Consider the following 2,159-nt stretch of genomic DNA (forward strand, 5'->3'; position numbering starts at 1 on the left):
TGATACAAGTGTTGGAATACATTTCAATAATACGCTTTCAATTCCCATAAAAAATTAATAAAATAATACATTACTCTATCTCATTCTACTACCTTCTAGCATAAGATATTGTAAAATCATATCATTTAAAACAGCGAACGTTCTTTTCTAGGTTCGCTAATAAACTTAGTAGAAAATGAATATAAAAAATGACCTCTTGCTTTTATGCAAAGGTCATTTTTTATATTCATCATTAAACTTCTAAATAGCCATTTTTATTATTTGATTGCCATTTCCAAGAGTCAGCACACATTTCTTCTAATCCGCGTGTTGCCTCCCAGCCTAATTCACGCTTTGCTTTCGATGCATCAGCAAAACATACTGCCACATCACCTGGGCGACGCTCTGTAATTTTATAAGGAACTTTCTTGCCCGAAACTTTTTCAAACGCTTCAACCATCTCTAGTACACTATAGCCCATGCCTGTGCCCAGGTTATAAGCATCTACTCCTGTTGTACTCAGTACTTTCTCAAGCGCCTTTACGTGACCATTTGCTAAGTCCACAACATGGATGTAATCACGGACTCCTGTTCCATCTTTCGTTGGATAGTCATTTCCGAATACGCTTAATTCTTTTAACTTACCTACCGCTACTTGCGTTACATATGGCATTAAGTTATTTGGGATTCCATTTGGATCTTCTCCGATACGCCCACTTTCGTGTGCACCAAATGGATTGAAATAGCGAAGTAATGCGATACTCCATTCTGCATCTGCAAATGCTACATCACGCATAATTTGCTCAATCATTAATTTCGTTTGACCATATGGATTTGTTGCACTTAATGGAAACTCCTCCGTAATCGGTGACGTTTCCGGGATACCATATACAGTTGCAGATGAACTAAAGATTATCTTCTTTACATTATGTTTCTGCATTACTTCACATAGCACTAACGTGCTTGTAATGTTGTTATGATAATATGTTAATGGAATCGCTACTGACTCCCCTACAGCTTTAAATCCTGCAAAGTGAATAACTGCTTCAATTGAATTTTCTTCAAAAATTGCGTCAAGCGCTTCGCGATTTAAAACATCTTCTTTATAAAACTTAAATTGTTTTCCTGTTATTTCTTTCACTCGATTTATAGATTCTACCGAGCTATTCGAAAGGTTATCCACTACTATAACTTCGTAACCGCTATTTAGTAATTCTACACATGTATGACTACCAATATATCCTGCTCCACCTGTTACAAGTATTGCCATAATTATAGTCCTCCATATTTCATTCATTATAAACTTCTCAAAGTATATCACATATTTCTTATCCTATGTTTAACATGCGAACACAGAAACTTACATTTTATCCCATAATAATTTTATAACATATACGATTCTAATCAGTTAATAAAAAAACGCCACATAATTTTTATTATGTAGCGTTTTTTTATTAAATTACATAACAATATACACTTAGAAAATGCGCAAGACTACCTAATAATACAAAAACATGAAAAATTTCATGATGCCCCATATATTTAAACTCTAACCATTTTGGCTTTGTTCCATAAATAAATCCACCAATTGTATAAAAAATGCCCCCAAGTACTAAGAAAATAATGCCTCCTGTACTTAAATTCTCAGCTAACGGTGCAAAGAATAACACAATTAACCAACCCATCGTAATATAAATTGCTGTCGATAACCATCTTGGACAATTAAACCAAAACATTTTAAATACAATGCCACAAATCGCAGTTGCATAGACTAAACAAAATAATAGTAAACCACTTGCTGAATTTAATGTAATTAAGCAAAAGGGTGCATATGTACCTGCAATTAATATAAAAATCATAGAATGATCTAGCTTCCTAAAGAAGTAAATAACACGTTCATTGGCCACAACACTATGATACACAGCTGACGCCGTATAAAGGACCATCATTCCAATACCAAACAAAATAACAGCTGTAATTGCAGCAAATGATGGCATCTTGATAGAAACTTTCACAAGCATAGCTAATAAGGCAATAAATGATAATATCGCTCCACCTAAGTGAGTAAATGCATTAACTGGTTCCCTTACATAAGCATTCATAATAACACCCCTCATATAATTACATGTAGTTTTAATAACTACATGTAATTATATACACATTTCTTTTTAAGGTCAACA

General features: G+C 33.7%; 2 protein-coding genes. Both read right to left on the minus strand.

The genetic code is table 11. The features are described 5' to 3' along the window. Window positions 1–232: 232 nt before the first annotated feature. Window positions 233–1,249 (minus strand): UDP-glucose 4-epimerase GalE, encoded by a 1,017-nt coding sequence (galE, locus tag ACQGS6_RS27060; RefSeq protein WP_000996548.1) that lies wholly within the window; start codon window positions 1,247–1,249, stop codon window positions 233–235. Window positions 1,250–1,433: 184 nt separating this feature from the next. Further along, window positions 1,434–2,081, minus strand: coding sequence for a PAQR family membrane homeostasis protein TrhA (gene trhA, locus ACQGS6_RS27065; protein ID WP_000995363.1), 648 nt, complete (start codon window positions 2,079–2,081; stop codon window positions 1,434–1,436). Between the last annotated feature and the right edge of the window lie 78 nt (window positions 2,082–2,159).

Origin of the sequence: Bacillus sp. GMs2/2 (assembly GCF_050172095.1) — a bacterium.
GTDB lineage: Bacteria > Bacillota > Bacilli > Bacillales > Bacillaceae_G > Bacillus_A > Bacillus_A cereus.

Coding starts and splice junctions, on each gene's coding strand:
- galE (WP_000996548.1), bottom strand. CDS start 1,249: ATGGCAATACTTGTAACAGGTGGAGCAGGATATATTGGTAGTCATACA.
- trhA (WP_000995363.1), bottom strand. CDS start 2,081: ATGAATGCTTATGTAAGGGAACCAGTTAATGCATTTACTCACTTAGGT.